General features: G+C 35.5%; 18 protein-coding genes. 4 read left to right on the top strand and 14 right to left on the bottom strand.

The features are described from left to right. Positions 1–2 precede the first annotated feature (2 nt). From rocD to pdxA, 6 genes are all read right to left on the bottom strand, one after another. Positions 3–1,253, bottom strand: a complete 1,251-nt coding sequence (gene rocD / locus BLT04_RS13765; protein ID WP_089756348.1) for an ornithine--oxo-acid transaminase — start codon at positions 1,251–1,253, stop codon at positions 3–5. 215 nt (positions 1,254–1,468) lie between these two features. Then, positions 1,469–2,824: an acetyl-CoA carboxylase biotin carboxylase subunit gene (gene accC, locus BLT04_RS13760; protein ID WP_089756347.1), complete on the bottom strand. Its 1,356-nt coding sequence runs from the start codon at positions 2,822–2,824 to the stop codon at positions 1,469–1,471. A gap of 95 nt (positions 2,825–2,919) precedes the next feature. Then, the gene (gene accB / locus BLT04_RS13755) at positions 2,920–3,402 is read right to left on the bottom strand and encodes an acetyl-CoA carboxylase biotin carboxyl carrier protein (protein WP_089756346.1); all 483 of its coding nucleotides are present in this window, start codon (positions 3,400–3,402) and stop codon (positions 2,920–2,922) included. Between the two features lie 127 nt (positions 3,403–3,529). Continuing rightward, on the bottom strand, positions 3,530–3,733 hold the full coding sequence (gene rpmF, locus BLT04_RS13750; protein WP_034678990.1) for a 50S ribosomal protein L32: 204 nt from the start codon (positions 3,731–3,733) through the stop codon (positions 3,530–3,532). A 69-nt stretch (positions 3,734–3,802) separates the two neighbouring features. Beyond that, on the bottom strand, positions 3,803–4,321 hold the full coding sequence (locus BLT04_RS13745; protein WP_089756345.1) for a YceD family protein: 519 nt from the start codon (positions 4,319–4,321) through the stop codon (positions 3,803–3,805). A gap of 84 nt (positions 4,322–4,405) precedes the next feature. After that, positions 4,406–5,497, bottom strand: coding sequence for a 4-hydroxythreonine-4-phosphate dehydrogenase PdxA (pdxA, locus tag BLT04_RS13740; protein ID WP_089756344.1), 1,092 nt, complete (start codon positions 5,495–5,497; stop codon positions 4,406–4,408). Between the two features lie 48 nt (positions 5,498–5,545). Between pdxA and BLT04_RS13735 the strand changes: the two genes are divergently transcribed. Genes BLT04_RS13735 through BLT04_RS13725 form a run of 3 tightly spaced genes read left to right on the top strand, consistent with a single transcriptional unit; the run spans position 5,546 to position 8,284 of the window. Then, a complete protein-coding gene (locus tag BLT04_RS13735) occupies positions 5,546–6,148 on the top strand; it encodes a riboflavin synthase (protein ID WP_089756343.1) in 603 nt (200 codons plus the stop codon). After that, positions 6,132–7,589 (top strand): sensor histidine kinase, encoded by a 1,458-nt coding sequence (locus BLT04_RS13730; protein WP_089756342.1) that lies wholly within the window; start codon positions 6,132–6,134, stop codon positions 7,587–7,589. The genes BLT04_RS13735 and BLT04_RS13730 overlap by 17 nt, the downstream gene beginning before the upstream one ends. Then, positions 7,589–8,284 (top strand): tRNA1(Val) (adenine(37)-N6)-methyltransferase, encoded by a 696-nt coding sequence (locus BLT04_RS13725; protein WP_089756341.1) that lies wholly within the window; start codon positions 7,589–7,591, stop codon positions 8,282–8,284. The genes BLT04_RS13730 and BLT04_RS13725 overlap by 1 nt, the downstream gene beginning before the upstream one ends. Positions 8,285–8,348: 64 nt before the next feature. Here BLT04_RS13725 and BLT04_RS13720 read toward each other — a convergent pair whose 3' ends face one another. After that, positions 8,349–9,059: a cell division ATP-binding protein FtsE gene (locus tag BLT04_RS13720; protein ID WP_089756340.1), complete on the bottom strand. Its 711-nt coding sequence runs from the start codon at positions 9,057–9,059 to the stop codon at positions 8,349–8,351. 155 nt (positions 9,060–9,214) lie between these two features. After that, a complete protein-coding gene (gene rpmH / locus BLT04_RS13715; protein ID WP_039365072.1) occupies positions 9,215–9,373 on the bottom strand; it encodes a 50S ribosomal protein L34 in 159 nt (52 codons plus the stop codon). A gap of 231 nt (positions 9,374–9,604) precedes the next feature. Here rpmH and BLT04_RS13710 point away from each other — a divergent pair, with 231 nt between their 5' ends. Next, entirely contained in the window at positions 9,605–10,609 is a 1,005-nt protein-coding gene (locus BLT04_RS13710) for a DHH family phosphoesterase (RefSeq protein WP_089756339.1), read from the top strand. A gap of 75 nt (positions 10,610–10,684) precedes the next feature. Here BLT04_RS13710 and BLT04_RS13705 read toward each other — a convergent pair whose 3' ends face one another. The 6 genes from BLT04_RS13705 to tilS all read right to left on the bottom strand — a co-directional run bounded on the left by BLT04_RS13705 (position 10,685) and on the right by tilS (position 17,096). Continuing rightward, a complete protein-coding gene (locus tag BLT04_RS13705; RefSeq protein ID WP_089756338.1) occupies positions 10,685–11,494 on the bottom strand; it encodes a patatin-like phospholipase family protein in 810 nt (269 codons plus the stop codon). Positions 11,495–11,579: 85 nt separating this feature from the next. After that, positions 11,580–12,362, bottom strand: coding sequence for an alpha/beta fold hydrolase (locus BLT04_RS13700; protein ID WP_089756337.1), 783 nt, complete (start codon positions 12,360–12,362; stop codon positions 11,580–11,582). An 11-nt stretch (positions 12,363–12,373) separates the two neighbouring features. Further along, positions 12,374–12,895 carry a hypothetical protein gene (locus BLT04_RS13695; protein WP_089756336.1) on the bottom strand — a complete coding sequence of 174 codons (522 nt, stop codon included), beginning with the start codon at positions 12,893–12,895 and terminating at the stop codon, positions 12,374–12,376. Positions 12,896–12,960: 65 nt separating this feature from the next. Next, positions 12,961–13,488 carry a biopolymer transporter ExbD gene (locus tag BLT04_RS13690; protein WP_089756335.1) on the bottom strand — a complete coding sequence of 176 codons (528 nt, stop codon included), beginning with the start codon at positions 13,486–13,488 and terminating at the stop codon, positions 12,961–12,963. A 215-nt stretch (positions 13,489–13,703) separates the two neighbouring features. Continuing rightward, positions 13,704–15,773: a protein-disulfide reductase DsbD family protein gene (locus BLT04_RS13685; protein ID WP_089756334.1), complete on the bottom strand. Its 2,070-nt coding sequence runs from the start codon at positions 15,771–15,773 to the stop codon at positions 13,704–13,706. A 6-nt stretch (positions 15,774–15,779) separates the two neighbouring features. Next, positions 15,780–17,096, bottom strand: a complete 1,317-nt coding sequence (gene tilS / locus BLT04_RS13680; protein ID WP_089756333.1) for a tRNA lysidine(34) synthetase TilS — start codon at positions 17,094–17,096, stop codon at positions 15,780–15,782. Positions 17,097–17,152: the final 56 nt, after the last annotated feature.

Raw genomic sequence — 17,152 nt, 5'->3', positions numbered from 1 at the left:
ATTTATTTTTTGAAATCTAAAATAGTTTTTTCAATAATTCTTATACAATCAAGCAATTGCTCTTCTGTAATAACCAACGGTGGCGCCAGTCTGATGATGTTCCCGTGCGTTGGCTTGGCAAGAAGTCCGTTTTCTTTTAACTGTAAACAAAGATTCCAGGCTGTTGAGCTGTCCGGAGTATCATTAATTAAAATAGCATTTAGCAGACCTTTTCCTCTTACTTTTGTAATAAGGTCGGATTTTTCAATCAGTTTTTCAATTTCATTTCTGAATAGCTGACCCAATTCTTCGGCTCTTTCAGATAAATTTTCTTCCGCCACAACATCCAAAGCAGCTACAGCAACCGCGCAAGCGATAGGATTTCCTCCAAATGTTGACCCGTGCTGTCCCGGTTTAATGACGTTCATAATTTCATTATCAGCCAAAACAGCCGAAACAGGGTACATTCCGCCCGAAAGTGCTTTCCCAAGAATTAAAATATCAGGTTGTACATCTTCGTGATGACAGGCGATCAATTTTCCTGTTCGTGCAATACCGGTTTGTACTTCATCGGCAATGAAAAGCACATTGTGTTTTTTACAAAGCTCCGAAGCGTTTTTCAGGAAACCTTCATCAGGAACATATACTCCGGCTTCACCCTGAATGGGCTCAACCAGGAATGCTGCAATATTTTCCGCTTCATTATTCAAAACTTCTTCCAGCGCTGCAATATCGTTGTAAGGAATTTTAATAAAGCCCGGCGTAAAAGGGCCGTAATTTTGGTTGGCATCAGGATCATTTGAAAAAGAAACGATGGTTGTCGTCCTTCCGTGAAAATTATTTTCGCAAACAATGATTTTTGCTGAATTTTCTGAAATTCCTTTTACTTCATAGCTCCATTTTCTGGCTAATTTTACGGCAGTTTCTACCGCTTCAGCCCCGGAATTCATGGGTAAAACCTTATCAAATCCGAAAAGAGAAGTTATTTTCTTTTCATATTCGCCTAAATTTGAGTTGTAAAAAGCTCTTGAGGTTAAGGCTAATTTCTTGGCCTGATTTACCAGGGCTTCAACAATTTTTGGGTGTGAATGTCCTTGATTGACAGCAGAATAAGCGGAAAGAAAATCATAATATTTCTTGCCTTCCACATCCCAGACAAAAACGCCTTCCCCGCGGTCTAAAACCACTGGAAGAGGGTGGTAGTTGTGCGCTCCGTGTTTGTCCTCAAGGTCAATGAAATACTGTGAGTTTTTTGCTGTTTCTACTGTTGACATATGTTTCTAGGTTTTCCACAAAGTTAGTGATTTATTTTAAAGTTAAAAAAGTGACTTGAATGAACAATAATAACCGGATACATGTTTTTCAGGTCTTTTATTAATTTTATTCTGAAATTATTAATGCTGATCCTTAATATGAATTATATTCATATTAGCAATAAAAAAAACTGCCTCATTTTTGAGACAGTTTCATCAATTTTATTTAAATAATCTTAGTGATTATCATATTTTCTATCCATTACAAAGCTCTCCATGAATTTTGTAGTGTAGTTTCCTGAAAGATAATCTTCATCATCCATCAATTGTCTGTGGAAAGGAATTGTAGTTTTTACCCCTTCAATATAGAATTCTTCCAATGCACGTCTCATTTTTGCAATCGCTTCTTCACGGGTTTGAGCCGTTGTGATCAATTTTGCGATCATGGAGTCATAATTAGAAGGAATTGTATATCCTGAATACACGTGAGTATCCACTCGGATTCCGTGTCCGCCAGGAATATTTAATCCCGTGATTTTTCCCGGAGATGGCCTGAAATCTGCGTAAGGATCTTCCGCATTGATTCTACATTCGATTGAATGTAATTTTGGGTAATAATTAATTCCTGAAATCGGAGTTCCTGCAGCTAAAAGGATTTGTTCTCTGATCAAATCATAATCAATAACCTGCTCAGTAATTGGATGCTCCACCTGAATTCTGGTATTCATTTCCATGAAATAGAAATTTCTGTGCTTGTCAACCAAGAATTCGATTGTTCCAACCCCTTCATATCCAATAAATTCTGCTGCTTTTACGGCTGCATCACCCATTTTCTCACGAAGCTCATCGGTCATGAACGGAGAAGGCGTTTCTTCTGTTAATTTTTGATTTCTTCTCTGAACCGAACAATCTCTTTCAGAAAGGTGGCAAGCTTTACCATATTGATCACCCGCAACCTGAATTTCGATGTGTCTAGGCTCTTCAATCAGTTTTTCCATGTACATGCCTCCGTTTCCGAACGCAGCCACAGCTTCCTGAATGGCAGATTCCCAGTGATCTTTAAGATCTTCAGCTTTCCAAACGGCTCTCATTCCTTTTCCACCACCACCGGCAGTTGCTTTGATCATTACGGGATATCCTGTTTCTTCAGCAACCTTTACAGCATGCTCGTAAGATTCAATCAAACCGTCGGAACCCGGTACACAAGGTACACCAGCAGCTTTCATGGTCGCTTTAGCATTAGCTTTATCTCCCATTTTCTCGATCTGCTCAGGAGAAGCACCGATAAATTTGATGCCGTTTTTCTGACAAATTCTTGAGAAGTTAGCATTTTCAGATAAGAATCCATAACCCGGATGGATGGCGTCTGCATTTGTAATTTCTGCAGCCGCAATAATGTTAGGGATTTTTAGGTATGAGTCTTTACTCATCGCAGGACCAATACAAACAGCCTCGTCAGCAAATCTTACATGAAGGCTGTCTTTGTCGGCAGTAGAATATACTGCAACAGTTTTGATTCCCATTTCTTTACAAGTACGTAAGATACGCATTGCAATTTCGCCACGATTGGCAATTAATATTTTTTTGAACATCTCTCCGAAATTTTAAATTATAAATTTTTGAATTTTAAATTATTTTAAATGAAAAAGTTTTCATCTAAAATTTATAATCTTTAATCTAAAATTCCTTAAGATGGATCTACCAAGAATAAAGGTTGGTCATATTCTACAGGCGTAGCATCGTCAACTAAAATTTTAACGATTTTTCCGCTTACTTCAGATTCAATCTGGTTGAATAGCTTCATTGCTTCGATTACGCAAACGATTTTTCCGTTAGAAACTTCGTCACCTACGTTTACAAATACGTCTTTATCTGGAGATGGCTTTCTGTAGAAAGTTCCGATCATTGGAGATTTTATGGTGATATATTTGCTGTCATCAGATGCAGCCTCAGCTTTTTCAGCAGGTGCAGATACAGCAGCCGGAGCTTGTGCGGGAGCAGTCATTTGTTGTGGAGCAGTGTGGTACACTGCAGGTTGAGCGTATGCTACTTCGCTTCCAGCTAATGGAGTTTTAATAGTGATTTCGAAATCTTTAGTTTTATACTTCACTTCAGAAACTTCAGCCTTAGATACAAACTTGATAAGATTTTGTATGTCTTTAATGTCCATAAATTTGATATTTGATTTTGGTTCAAAGATACCAAAAAAACATAAAAAACAACAAAAAACCGCTCAATTTTATCAAAATCGGGCGGTTTTTGTATTAAAACGAGTGTTTTTCGATGAAAAACGACTCTTAGTTTTCTTCAGTAGTTGCTACTTCTTTTTCCAATACTACTTTACCTCTGTAGTAAAGTTTCCCTTCATGCCAGTGAGCTCTGTGGTAAAGGTGCATTTCTCCTGTTGTTGCATCTTTAGCTAATTGAGGAACTACAGCTTTGTAGTGAGTTCTTCTCTTATCTCTTCTTGTGGACGATTGTCTTCTCTTTGGATGTGCCATCTTGTAATAACTTTTTTAATTTGATGAGCGATGAGATTCTTTTCATCATCTCATCATATTTAAATTATTTTAATTTTTATCTTTTAATTTTTTGAGTGCATCCCATCTCGGGTCACTCTTTTCTTCCTCTTCAACTTCTTTCGGACTGAATTTTTCAAGAATTTCAAGATCTTCATCGCTTACGTTAGGTGAAACCTTTTTCATAGGTATTGAAAGGGCTACAATCTCGTAAATCAGTTGTGCTACATTGAAAGCATGGTCATTGGCCGGGATGGTGATTACATCTTCTTCGCTGTCATCATATTCTTCTCCAAACTTTACCAAAACCTTGATCTCGTTTTCTACAGGATGGTCAAAATCTTCGTTTGTAATATCACAAACCAGTTGTACCGTTCCGTTGATCTTTATTACAAATTCTAAAAAAGTAGTGTGCTTTTCAAGAAAAACATCTACTGAAATCTTAGGATTTGTAAATTCTTGCTCAGTGTCAAATAATTGAAAGAACGTTTTATCTATCTCAAATTTGAACTGATGCTTCCCGGTTTTAAGTCCGGAAAAGCTCACGTCATAGTTTCTTAACTTGTCCATAAAATGAGTGTGCAAAAATATGCATTTTTTTTATAATTACAAATAAATTGTTCAACAAATTAATATAAAATTTGTTTTAATGATTTATGCTTCGGCTTCATCCGGCAAATCTTCGTCTACTCCGTTGTCAATAGCCATTTTTCTAGGTTGTAGTCTGTTGCTCATCAGATCATTATATTCCGCTCTGTTTTTAAAAATCTTAATGGCCGTGAAAATAGCTTCCGTAAAACTCTGTTCATCGGCAAGGTTTTTTCCTGCGATATCGTACGCTACTCCGTGATCGGGAGAGGTTCTTATGTAAGGAAGTCCGGCTGTGTAATTAACGCCTTCTTCATACGCTAAAGTCTTAAACGGAGCCAGGCCCTGATCGTGATACATCGCTAAAACGGCATCGAAATTTCGGTATTTATTCGGTTGGAAAAAACTGTCGGCAGGGAAAGGTCCAAAGGCAAGAATCCCATTATCTGAAAGTTCTCTGATCGCCGGAGAAATGATTTCAATTTCTTCATTTCCGATCACACCGCCGTCTCCTGAATGCGGGTTTAATCCTAAAACTGCAATTTTCGGCTTCTGAATACAAAAGTCTTCAATTAAAGTCTGGTTTAAAATTCTGATCTGCTTTTTAATTTTTTCCTTAGAAATGTTTTCAGCAACTTGTGCAAGGGGAATATGATGAGTCAGAACGGCTACCTTCAAACCGTCTGTTACCAGAAACATCAATCCTTTTTTACTGAATTTTTCTTCAAAATAACCGGTATGGCCCGCATGTTTGAAGCCCATTTTCATCATTTCATCTTTATTGATGGGTGCGGTTACAAGAACATCGATTTCTCCTTTCATTAAAGCTTCTGTTGCTGCTTCCAGGGAATCAATCGCCATTTTTGTAGATTCTTCAGTGGGATTTCCCAGATCTACATTCACATTTTCCTTCACGAGATTCACCATATTGATCTTTCCACCCTGTGCTTGTGACGCCTCATTGATGTAATTGAAGTTTAAATTAAGCTTAAAAATATTTTTCTGATAGGTGAAAAGTTTTCCCGAACCAAAAATTACAGGCGTGAAAAAATCTGTAATAAGTTTGTCATTCAGGGATTTCATGATGATTTCCGGACCGATGCCATTGAAATCTCCGATTGAAATTCCTACTCGTACTTTATGGTTTTTTGGGCTCATTTTGATTATCTTTGAAGATTATAATTTACAAATTTAGCAAAAAATAATATGTTCACAGGAATTATTGAAGCAGTTGGGGTTATTGAGAAGATTGAAGAAAAAGGAAGTAACATTGATTTTACTTTAACATGCCCTTTTACCAATGAATTAAAGATAGATCAAAGCCTGGCGCATAACGGCTGTTGTTTAACGGTTGTAGAGATCAAAGGCGATCATTATGTAGTCACTGCAATTAATGAAACTTTAGAAAAAACCAACCTCGGAAAATGGGATGTAGGAACTGTCGTAAATCTTGAACGCTGCATGAAAATGGATGGAAGATTAGACGGGCACATCGTTCAGGGACATGTTGATAAAACCGGTGAAGTGGTAAGCATTGAAAATAAAGACGGAAGTTATTTTATTACGATTAAATATGAAGCCGGCGGAAATTTTGTAACCGTTCCTCAAGGCTCAATTACAGTCAACGGAATTAGCCTTACCGTCGCAAAAAGCGAGGATTCTCAGTTCTCGGTGGCGATTATTCCTTACACTTGGGAATTTACCAATATGCAATATTTGAAAACAGGAGACAAGGTAAATCTTGAATTTGATATAATTGGTAAGTATATTGCTAGGTTAATTAATAAACAAAATGTCATCGTTGAATAAATATAAAGGGTACAGCTTAAGAAACCGGGTGTTTTTCGGTTTCTTGCTTGTTTGTCTTTTGAGCGTTGCAGCATCGTCACTGGTTCCGTATTTTGTTTTAAGGAATAATTCTTTGGAGCAGAGCGAGATCGATATGCAGGATAAAACCAACGCTGTAATGGGATATTTGGATTATGCTGTGAGCAGATCTTATGTAGAAACTAAAGATCTTCCTGAGGTTTTAAGTAATAAAATACTTGAAATTGCAGATATTAATCAACATGATATTGTTATTTATGATTTAAAAGGAAATTATTTGCTTTCCAATAAAGATAAAAGTCTGGTGGAGCAAAAAAAAGTACCGATAAATGTTGTCAATAAAATCCTTTCCAAAGATTCCCGGATGGATATCAGAGGTTATGATCAGGCTAAAGATGCGGTTTTCACTTCATCTTATCTGGTTTTAAAAAATAATGTCCTGGAACCTATTGCCATTGTATATATCCCTTTGTATCATAATGAATCTGCGTACCTTGATGTTCTTCATAAATATGTTAAATACATCCTTTTGGTTGATATTTTTCTTATTTTATTCAGTATCTGGATAAGCTGGATTACTTCTAATGGCCTGTCGAAAACAATTACCAAGTTTTCTGATATGATCACAAGAATTACCTTATTTGAAAACGAAATGCGGCCCATCAGATATTATAAAAATGATGAGCTGAATGCATTGGCAAGAGCTTACAACAGGATGATTTTGCAGATTCAGGACCAGAAGGAAAGGTTGCGTTTCAAGGCATCGGAAGAAGCCTGGAGAGAAATGGCAAAACAGGTTGCGCATGAAGTAAAAAATCCTTTAACGCCAATGAAGCTGACAATCCAGAATTTTGAAAGGAAATTTGATCCCACCGACCCGAATATCAATGAAAAAGTGAAGCAAATGAGCAAAACAATGGTCGATCAGATCGATCTGATTGCGACGGTGGCCTCCGCTTTCTCGGAATTTGCCAAGCTTCCCGAAAAAAATAATGAAGTAATTAATTTAAATAACGAAGTCGAAGATATCCTGAGAGTTTTCAATGATGACAGTATTTTTATTCATTCCAATAAAAGTAATATCATGATCAATATGGATAGAATTTACCTTTCCAGGATCATTACCAATCTTGTGACCAACGCCAAACAGGCGCAAAGCGATGAAAGAAAATTAATTATCAATGTAGATGTTGAACAACATCAGCGAAGAGTGATGATTTCTGTGCAAGACAATGGTATCGGAATTGCAGAAAATATTTACGAAAGAATTTTTGAACCTAATTTCACCTCCAAAAACAGTGGAATGGGACTTGGCTTATCAATGGTAAGAAAAATGGTTGAAGATTATAAAGGAGAAATTTCCGTAAAATCTGAGGTTGGGAAGGGTTCTACATTCACAATTACGTTACCGACCAATTTATAGTGAAGCCTTTTACGTTTAAACAATTTGAAATCCAACAGTCAAAGGACGTTTTCCGTGTGGGAACAGACGGCGTTTTGCTTGGTGCTTTAGCCAATATAAATAATGCTATAAAAGTTTTAGAAATCGGCACAGGAACGGGTTTGATTTCATTAATGCTGGCTCAAAGAAATCCTAAAGCTCAATTTTTAGGAATTGATATTAATGAAGAAGCTGCAAATCTCACTCGATTAAATTTTGAAAATTCTGTTTTTCATTTAAGGTTAAAAAATATTTTTCAGGATTTTAAAACTTTTGAAATGGAAGAAAAATTTGACTTAATTGTTTCAAATCCGCCTTATTTTGAAGAATCTGGTTCAGAAAAAGATAAAATTGCCCGACAAACTGTGGAATTAAATTTCGCTCAATTAATTTCAAAATCCTCAAAATTCCTTTCTGAAAACGGAATTTTTTCAGTCATTATTCCTGTCGAAGCCGGAGATGATTTAATTGAAATTGCAAACGAAAATCAATTGTTTTTGATTCGGAAAATCAATATTAAAGGCATTGAAAATTCAAAAGTAAAAAGACTGATCTTAGAATTTTCTTTAGCTGAAAAAACGCTTGACGAATCAGAATTTACCATAGAAAAAAGTCCGAGACAATACTCGGACCAATATCTTGAACTCACGAAAGAGTTTCATATTTTTAAAGTATAGAAGTTAGAAATTAGATTTTAGAAGTTAGTAGTATCATAATCTCTAAATTTCTTAATCTTCTAATTTATTCAAATAATTCCGCCGTATCCAGTACAGAAACCTTGCCGTCCTCACATCTGATTGCCTCTCCCGGGAAATTCTGGATCATGTGATAATCGTGTGTTGCCATTACTACAGCTGCTCCGTTTTCTAACGCGACCTGCTTTAATAAGGTCATAATTTCATTAGAAGTTTCAGGGTCCAGATTTCCTGTCGGCTCATCCGCTAAAATCAGGTCCGGATGATTCAATAGAGCTCTTGCAATCGCCACACGTTGTTGCTCGCCACCGGAAAGCTCGTGAGGCATTTTGTGCTTCTTGCTTTTCATATTCACACTTCCTAAAACCTCATTGATACGGTCTTCCATCTTTATTTTATCGCTCCAGCCTGTCGCTTCAAGAACGAATCTTAAATTTTTCTCAACCGTTCTGTCGGATAACAACTGGAAGTCCTGGAAAACAATTCCCAACTTTCTTCTCAGATTGGGAATATCAGAAGTTTTCAGTTTTGCTAAATCAAAACCTACAACCGCTCCATGTCCTGATGCTAAAGGAATATGCCCGTAAAGCGTCTTTAAAAGCGAGCTTTTTCCGGAACCTGTTTTCCCGATAAGGTAGCAAAATCTACCTTTTTTAATGTTTAAATTAACATCAGAGAGAACAGTAAAGCTTTTTTGAGCGATTTTGGCGCTTTGTAAACTTATGATATTGTCTCCGGCGATATTTGTATGTGGCATAATTCAATTTTAAGAGGCTAATTTCTAAAATATTTTTTCAGAATTTAAAAATAGAAAAAAGAAGCTTAACGAACCTAAATTTTAGTAAATTTTAACAACAAAAAATGCCTGAAAAACTTCTTTTCAAGCATGATTTGTATATGATAATTCAAGAATTATCTCTTAGCGCGTGCAGCACTTACAGTTAAACTCTTTCTGCCTTTAGCTCTTCTCGCAGCCAAAACTCTTCTACCGTTTGGCGTAGACATTCTTTCTCTGAAACCGTGTTTGTTTCTTCTCTTTCTTTCTGATGGCTGGAATGTTCTTTTACTCATTACTATATGTTTAAATCGTAATTATCTATTAATTTTTCAGGTTGCAAAGATATAGATTTTTTTATAAGTTACAAATTTTCACTGTCTTTTTTTTAAATAATTTGAAATGTTTTTCATCCGCCTTTAATGAACTTAAGTTGTGAAAAGGGTTGTCTTATGTTTTTAAAATAATGAGGAATGATTTATTTAAAAGCTCTATCTTTGGAGACTCAAATTTAAAGAAACATAAGAATGTTTACACCAGCAGAACTTTTAGAAATCAACACGCTTCTTGTCCCGGAAAATAAAATTGTAATTCTTACTCATTATAATCCGGATGGCGATGCGATTGGTTCCAGCCTTGGTCTGAAGCATTATCTGGCAGCGAAAGGTCTCAATGCTGAAGTAGTTGTGCCCAACGATTTTCCAAAGTTTCTGAAATGGATGCCCGAAGCAAAAAAGAATGTCATCGGTGAATATAAAAGAAAGATTGCATTTGATTTAATTAATGAAGCAGATGTGATTTTCTGTCTTGATTTTAATTCTCCTTCAAGAATCGGTATTTTGGGTGAATGGCTGACAAAAGCCAGGGCGAAAAAGATTCTTATTGACCATCATCAGCAGCCTGAGCAGTTTGATTTTGTGTATTCTGATACGGTTATTCCTGCGACCTGCCAGATGATCTATCATTTTATCGAAGCGATGAATGATGAAGAATTGGTGAATAAAGAGATCGCAGAATGCCTTTATACAGGAATCATGACTGATACCGGAGGTTTCCGTTTCCGTTCTACAAGTGCAACGACGCACAGAATTATTGCTAATTTGATCGAAAAAGGTGCTGATCCTTCCATAATCACTTCAAATACCTGGGATACGAACACCGTTTCGCGTCTTCAGCTATTGGCTTTGATTTTAGGACGAATCGAAGTGGTAAATGACGGAAAAGTTGCCGTTTTATATTTAACAAGGAATGAATTGAAGGAATATGGCTTCCAGAAAGGCGATACCGAAGGTTTTGTTAATTACGGATTAAGTATTGTCGGTGTAAGAATGTCTGCCTTTTTTATGGAAGATTTATATGAAGATTTTATCAAAATATCTTTCAGGAGCAAAGACGATGTCGATGTTAATCAATTTTCGAGAAAATTTTTCAGTGGAGGAGGCCACATTAACGCAGCAGGCGGAAAATCTTACGAATCTTTACCCGATACAATTGAAACTTTCAAAGCAAGAGCTGCAGAAGAAAATTTGTAAGAATTAAGAATTAAGAATTAAGAATTAAGAATTAAGAATTAAGAATTAAGAATTAAGAATTAAGAATTACAAACTCTAAAACTCTAAAACTCCCAAACCTCGGGTATGACCTTTTTCTTCCAATTGTTGACAGGTATATTCATACACTTCCTGGAACATAATATCCAGCGATTTTTTGTTGAATAAGCTGAATTTCGTCATTTTTGGTGGATCTAAAAAAATATCACAGGATTTTACTTTAGAATAGACCGATTTTGCGATGGCTAAATGTAAAATTCTGTCAAATTCCTTCATCAGGCTCATATTTTCAAGACTGTCATAGCTGATAGAATTGACGTGGGAAGCGATTAAAAAATCACATTTATCAATAATAGGTTCGATGGGAAGATTGTCTAAAACTCCGCCGTCAACATATATTTTTTCGCCCATTTTGACGGGTGGAAGTACAAACGGAACACTGGATGAAGCCAAAAGAGGCATAAAAAGTTCTCCTTCTGAAAAAAAATCAACGATGCCATGAGTCATTTCTGTGGCCGTTACATAGACGGGGATTTTTAAAACCTTAAAATCATCTTCTGGAAAATAATCTTTCAATAGTTTTAAAATAAAATTTGAACTGAAAATTCCGTTTTTAGAAAGCCTTAAATATGATCTTGAAAAAAAGGTGGTCTGTCTCACGATTTCCATCATTTCGTCAGGCGTTTTTCCTAAAGAATAAAAAGCCCCAACGATAGATCCTGCGCTGGTTCCAGAAATAATGTCCGGTTTCAGATTATATTTCTCGAGGGCTTTTAACACGGCAATATGGGCAATTCCACGCATTCCGCCGCCGGAAAGAGTTAAGCCGATAATTGGTTTCTTTTTTTTGAGTGAAAAAATGCCCATTTGATTTCTACTAAGATACGAGAATTTTCAATATCTATTAGATGAAGTTAATCAAAATACGATTGAATTCAATTCTGAAATAATTTTAGAAAACTAAATTTTTCGGCATATTGTGAAGAAGCTCTGTATTGATGATTTCTGCGCAGATGGCCGGTTTTTCCCAGTGTCCGTTATGCCCGCAATCGAGAATATAGGATTTGATATTGGTTCTGTCCGGAAGATTTTTGATCATCATTTCCGTTTTTACGGCGTTGTCGTGTTTTCCGGCAATCACTAAAATTTTGGCATTAAGATTTTCCAGAACGTGCTTTTTATCCGTTCTTTCAACCATTCCTTTTACGCTGGCCAAAGCACCGAGATTGTTGGTGGCAAGGGCAACTTCCAGTGCGGTTTCTATTTTCCCTTCTAAAATATCTCTTTCATTAGGATTGAATAAATTCGGAATTCCGGCTCTCACATAATGCGAAAAAGCATCTTTTATAATTCTGTAGCTTTTTATACGCTGTTCTTTTTTTTCTGCATCATCCGGAAGAAACGAGGAAAAAAATAAGGTTAAACTCTTCAAATATTCAGGGTATTTTTCGGCAAAGCCTAAAGAAATATATCCGCCCATCGAATGGCCCAATAAATGAATTTTTGTTAAATTTTGATCATCTAAAACCTTTTTAACTTCATCAGCCATTAATTCCATGGTTTGAACTTCTGCCAAAATATCAGATTGCCCATGTCCGGGAAGATCGATTTTTAATAATGAAAAATTTTCGGAAAGATGAGGTTCCATATCGCTCCAGATGGAAAGGTTTTCCATAAAACCGTGAAGCAATACAAGCGTTTCTTTTCCATTTCCTTTTCTCTCAAAGTTTAGCATGATTTCAGATATTAAAAGTGAATATCAATATAATCTACAAATCCTGAACCATTTACCATATCCTGAAGCCTCCAGGTTTTTCCGCCGTCTTTAGACATAAAAGTTTTGGTGCCTTTTCTGGTGTATGGTTTTCCGTTGTTGTCTGATGAGATTTTTTGTGTGATTTCTCCGGTGAAATTCATGTGTTTAGGAGAAACAACAACAGATGAACCTTTAATGGTTACAGAGTTTTCTCCGGATTTTATACTTCCCGAAACATCATAATCATCTCTGCCCATTTTTTTGAAATTTACAGAGCCCGTTTTTGTTGACAAATTCTGACTTTGATAGGTAAACTTGTGATCTCCGCTAAAATCTTTGAAACGATTTTCACTGTTTTTGACTTTGATGCTGTCGTTGATTTTTGTTCTCGCAGCGTTAATAGAATCGATGATTTTTGTGCTGTCAACCTGATTTGGAGTAGATTGTGTTTCTTTTTTAGAACATGAAACAACTAAAGCTGTAATAGCAATTGCGGTTAAAAATTTTTTCATTGACGTGTAATAATATCGGCGTCAAAATTAAATAAAAAAAGAGCATTTTTACATGCCCTTTTGTTTTATTTTGTTAATTCTTCGTAGACTTTCTTTTCCCAAGGTTTGATGTCGGTAATTCCGTAGCGCTCTTTTTTAGAAATGGCGATGTTGTCTAACATATCAACGAAGTTTTTATAATTTGCGTCATCCGTAGGTTTTACAATGATTGTAAAGTTTTCGGGTTTTGGAGCTTTTTTATAAGCTTCAGAAATTAATTTTGAGATATTAATTCCGCTGAAATCAGTTTCTTTTAAATTAGATTTATTTAAATCTTCCGCAGCTTCTTGATGATAAAATACTCTGTTGTCTTTACCAATGATAAATGTAATTTGATTTTTTGTATCAATGTCATAAATTGGTGGAATTGGATTTGGAGAATGATCTTTCGCCGGCAATCCCAGATCCATCACGTTCGGTTTTGTGAAATTTGTGGTAAACATAAAGAAGGTAATTAATAAAAATCCTAAGTCTACCATAGGAGTCATGTCAACTCTGATGAGTTTCTTTTTTTGTTTTCCTCCTGATTTTTCTTGTGCTACTACTTCAGCCATAATTAATGATTTTTAAATGTTAAACGGTACTTAATGAAATGTGAAAATTCACATGTTATTTTATTGAATCAATACAAAGTTTGTACCTAAAATTCAAAAATGATATTAATTTTACAATTTGATTAAAAAATTATCCTTAAATATTGTTAAAATCAAGACATTAAAAAAGCCTTACCAGTTAAAATTGATAAGGCTTACTATATTTTTGTGTGAAATTATTTATTCTTCTTGTAATAATTTACTCCGCATTCAAGGAATTTTTTGAAATCTTCTTTCGGCATATATCCTGAAACGGGTGCATTAATCACTTTTCCGTCGGGAGTTACCAAAACGTAGTGCGGTTGGGAATTATTATTAAAATTCACCTGTTGGAACAAGCTCCATCTGTCACCGATCGTTTTGACTTTTTTCACTTGTCCGTCACCAAGATCGATTTTCGTTTTTTGATCTTCAGGAAGTTCTTCTTTGTCGTCAACATAAAGTGAAGCCAACACAACATCATTTTGAAGGATCGGTAAAATATCCGGCTCGCTCCAAACAAATTCTTCCATTTTTCTACAGTTTTCACAACCGTAACCTGTGAAGTCAATTAAGATGGGTTTCTCCTCTTTTTTAGCTAATTCAACAGCTTTAAAGAAATCATGTTCAGGATGCATTCCCAAAATTCCGTCTTTTTCATCATGGAAATAACTTACATTTAAGGGAGGTAAAATTCCGCTTAATAATTGCAGTTTCGGACGTTCGGCAGGCATTAATCCCTGAATCATATAAATGACAAAACCTATTCCCAAGACTCCTAAAATTTTTCTCGTAATGGAAATTTTAGGTTTTTTATCGTCATGCGGAAATTTGATTAATCCAAATAAATATAAAGCTAAACCGATTCCGATAATAATCCAGATCGCGATGAAAAGTTCTCTTTTTAACAGGAAGGTTTTAGAAACTAAATCCGCTTTTGACAAGAATTTCAGTGCTAAAGCCAATTCGATAAATCCTAATACAACTTTCACTGTGTTCATCCAGCCTCCTGATTTTGGAAGACTTTGCAATGCCTGCGGGAATAATGCCAGCAATCCGAAAATAATTGCCCAAGCCAACCCAAAACCTGTTAAAGCCAAAGTTAAGAGGGTCGGAATATGAGATGAACCAGACAATGATCCTCCCAACAAACTTCCTAAAATAGGACCTGTACAAGAGAAAGATACGATCACCAAAGTCAAAGCCATGAAGAAAATACCGATGATTCCGCCTGCTTCCTCCGCTTTTGATGATTTGTTTGCAATTGAGCTTGGTAATGAAATGTCATAATATCCGAAGAAGCTTCCCGCAAAGAAAATAAATACAACAAAGAACACGATATTCAGCCAAATGCTTGTTGAAATTTCATTGAAAACATTTCCTGCAATCCCGTCAATTAAATGGAAAGGAACACTTAATAAAACAAAAATCAGAAGAATGAAAAATCCGTAGATCAATGCGTCTCTTTTGCCTTTTGCTTTGTTTTTATTACCTTTTGTAAAGAACGAAACCGTCAAAGGAATCATTGGGAACACGCACGGCGTCAATAATGCGATCAATCCGCCGATAAAACCGAGGAATAAATATGTCCAGTAATTTTCGCTGTCTTTAACGGCAGCTGTTCCGCAATCTGTCAAAGGCTTTTGGAAATCGATAGATGGTATTTTTAATTGTTTAGGATCAAGCTCAGGCTTTTCTGTAACCGTAACTTTCGAGTTGGCAGGAGCTACAACCGTGACTTCAGCAGTTTTTGCAGAATCTTTTACCGTTTTTGCAGTTGTTTCTGTTGTCGCTGTTTCTGTTGTGCCCTTTGGGGTAACTTTTTGATTAAATTCTAATGTATTAGGAGCCAGGCAAACTCTGTCGTCGCACGTCTGATACGTAATTTCAGCGACTACATCGGCAGGTTTTGCACTGTCTTTTAATTTAAATTTTTGCTTAAAACCGGCAGAATTAGAATAAAAAACAATCTTTCCCCCGAAAGCTTCAGAAAATTCTTCATGCTTTTTACCGACTTCAACAAATTTACCGATCAGCTCAATATTTTTCCCGGAAACTTTATATTCCGTCGGGATTCCCGTATCTTCCGGAATATCCCTTGAATAAATATGCCAGCCGCTTTCCATTGTTGCATTCAAAACGGCTTCGTATTGGTTATCTCCTAATTCGTTGATTGTAAATTTAAACTTTACAGGATTTTTGATTTGTGCATTAATTCCCGTTGCTAAAAACAGCAGAATTAATAAAAACCAGTTTTTAAACTTCATTTTACTTTAATTAAAAATTTTGAGAATATTTTTCGTTTTCTCATCCCTTGCATATCGTCTGTCTTGCCTGAAAGGAATAATTCCCAGAACGGAGTTTTTGCCGTCAGCCAAGATCCATATTTTTTGCCTCGCTAAAATAGATATTTTTTCGTCCCTAAAAAACTTAGAAACCTTCTTTTTCCCTGAAAAGCCCGACGGATAGAATTCATCACCCTCTTCATATTTCCTTAACCGCAATGGAAACTGGAGTTTATCTGCATCAAAATCCCACTCAAAAGTCTTATTGATTCCGTCAATGCTTTCAATAGCATCTTCGAGATTAATCTTGATTTGGTTTTCAGAATAGTCAAATTTTTCAATCAAAAGAATGTCCTTTTCCATCTCTGGGCTTTCATTTTCTATTTTCCCGCTTATAATCAATTCATTATAATTAATAATCAATTGATGATTTTTTGAAAAAAAAGAACTCCCGTTTTCGGCTTTAAAAATTTTTGAAATTTCCTCTTCCTGGTTAAAACCATATTTTTTTAAGATTTCAAACTTGACAAAATCAGTTTCCTTATTCAGCTTTTCCTTGGATAAGATTTTATGATCTTTGTTAAATATTGAAATGCTGTCTTCAATTGCCTGAATTTGTTGTTGAACAAAATCTTTAGTCTGATTTAAATATGAAATACTTTTTTTGAAGTTTTCTAAAAAATGATCGTTGGTTTCCAGAAGTTTTGGGACAATTTCATTTCTGATTTTATTTCTTAAATAATCACTTTTTTTATTGGAAAGATCTTCACGAAAATTAATCGCATTTTCTTTTGCGAATTCATAAATTTCTTTTTTTGTAAAGTTTAAAAGAGGTCGGAGAATATTGTTGTCATTCGCGGGAATTCCGCTTAAACCATTAATTCCTGATGCTTTTGAAAGATGAATGACGAAAGTTTCCAGTTGGTCATTCAAATGATGTGCGGTTACCAGAAATTCCAGGTTTTCCTGTTCCTGAATTTGTTTAAAAAAATCATACCGAAGCTCCCTCGCCCAAAGTTGAATAGAATTTTCAGGCTTGTTGTCTTTCTCCGAAACTTCGTATGCATGAAATTTAATATGATTTTTCTCACAAAAATTTTGTACAACTTTCTGATCAAGTTCAGAATCTTCACCACGAAGCTTATAGTTGATGTGAGCAACCTGAAATTCAACCTCCAAATCACAGAATAACGTTGCCAAAACCATAGAATCAGCGCCGCCGCTCACTGCCAGTAAATAGGTGTGGTTTTCAGGTAAGTTAACGAGATTTTGTAATTGATTTTTAAAACTTATTTTATCCAACATCTACGTTGAGAATTTCTTTTATGCAAAGATAACCCATATAATTAAAATGAATTTTC

Origin of the sequence: Chryseobacterium soldanellicola, from assembly GCF_900100115.1 — a bacterium.
In the GTDB taxonomy this organism is placed as follows: domain Bacteria; phylum Bacteroidota; class Bacteroidia; order Flavobacteriales; family Weeksellaceae; genus Chryseobacterium; species Chryseobacterium soldanellicola.
Note: the sequence above shows the minus strand (reverse complement) of the source record. Positions and strands in the feature narration are given on the sequence as shown.

Excerpts from the sequence above, each read along its gene's own strand:
- rocD (WP_089756348.1), bottom strand. The coding sequence starts at position 1,253 with ATGTCAACAGTAGAAACAGCAAAAAACTCACAGTATTTCATTGACCTT.
- accC (WP_089756347.1), bottom strand. The coding sequence starts at position 2,824 with ATGTTCAAAAAAATATTAATTGCCAATCGTGGCGAAATTGCAATGCGT.
- accB (WP_089756346.1), bottom strand. The coding sequence starts at position 3,402 with ATGGACATTAAAGACATACAAAATCTTATCAAGTTTGTATCTAAGGCT.
- rpmF (WP_034678990.1), bottom strand. The coding sequence starts at position 3,733 with ATGGCACATCCAAAGAGAAGACAATCGTCCACAAGAAGAGATAAGAGA.
- BLT04_RS13745 (WP_089756345.1), bottom strand. The coding sequence starts at position 4,321 with ATGGACAAGTTAAGAAACTATGACGTGAGCTTTTCCGGACTTAAAACC.
- pdxA (WP_089756344.1), bottom strand. The coding sequence starts at position 5,497 with ATGAGCCCAAAAAACCATAAAGTACGAGTAGGAATTTCAATCGGAGAT.
- BLT04_RS13735 (WP_089756343.1), top strand. The coding sequence starts at position 5,546 with ATGTTCACAGGAATTATTGAAGCAGTTGGGGTTATTGAGAAGATTGAA.
- BLT04_RS13730 (WP_089756342.1), top strand. The coding sequence starts at position 6,132 with ATGTCATCGTTGAATAAATATAAAGGGTACAGCTTAAGAAACCGGGTG.
- BLT04_RS13720 (WP_089756340.1), bottom strand. The coding sequence starts at position 9,059 with ATGCCACATACAAATATCGCCGGAGACAATATCATAAGTTTACAAAGC.
- rpmH (WP_039365072.1), bottom strand. The coding sequence starts at position 9,373 with ATGAGTAAAAGAACATTCCAGCCATCAGAAAGAAAGAGAAGAAACAAA.
- BLT04_RS13710 (WP_089756339.1), top strand. The coding sequence starts at position 9,605 with ATGTTTACACCAGCAGAACTTTTAGAAATCAACACGCTTCTTGTCCCG.
- BLT04_RS13705 (WP_089756338.1), bottom strand. The coding sequence starts at position 11,494 with ATGGGCATTTTTTCACTCAAAAAAAAGAAACCAATTATCGGCTTAACT.
- BLT04_RS13700 (WP_089756337.1), bottom strand. The coding sequence starts at position 12,362 with ATGCTAAACTTTGAGAGAAAAGGAAATGGAAAAGAAACGCTTGTATTG.
- BLT04_RS13695 (WP_089756336.1), bottom strand. The coding sequence starts at position 12,895 with ATGAAAAAATTTTTAACCGCAATTGCTATTACAGCTTTAGTTGTTTCA.
- BLT04_RS13690 (WP_089756335.1), bottom strand. The coding sequence starts at position 13,488 with ATGGCTGAAGTAGTAGCACAAGAAAAATCAGGAGGAAAACAAAAAAAG.
- BLT04_RS13685 (WP_089756334.1), bottom strand. The coding sequence starts at position 15,773 with ATGAAGTTTAAAAACTGGTTTTTATTAATTCTGCTGTTTTTAGCAACG.
- tilS (WP_089756333.1), bottom strand. The coding sequence starts at position 17,096 with ATGTTGGATAAAATAAGTTTTAAAAATCAATTACAAAATCTCGTTAAC.